We start from the raw sequence: 282 nt of genomic DNA, 5'->3' as shown, positions 1-282 counted from the left end.
CGATAATCTGGACGCGACCGCCGGTAACATCACTGTCGATCTAGTCTTAAATGACAGCGGCGCCACCGCCGACATTAGCGGTACCACCACCGATGTGGCCCCAGGTTCAACCGTCACGTTAGTGCTGACTGATGCCAACGGCACCCAAGTCACGGTCACGGGCGTGACAATTAATAATGACGGCAGCTATTCGATTGCTGGTGTGGATGTTTCCACATTAGTTGATGGCGACATCACCGTGTCTGCCACCGCGTTAGACAATAACGGCAACTCCGTTAACGA

General features: G+C 53.9%; 1 pseudogene. It reads left to right on the top strand.

The window, feature by feature from the left end:
- Positions 1-282: pseudogene (locus AAEY99_RS21360) on the top strand (retention module-containing protein); the annotation flags it as partial.

The sequence above is a fragment of the Shewanella sp. S1-58-MNA-CIBAN-0166 genome, from assembly GCF_040310085.1.
Lineage (GTDB): Bacteria > Pseudomonadota > Gammaproteobacteria > Enterobacterales > Shewanellaceae > Shewanella.
Note: the sequence above shows the minus strand (reverse complement) of the source record. Positions and strands in the feature narration are given on the sequence as shown.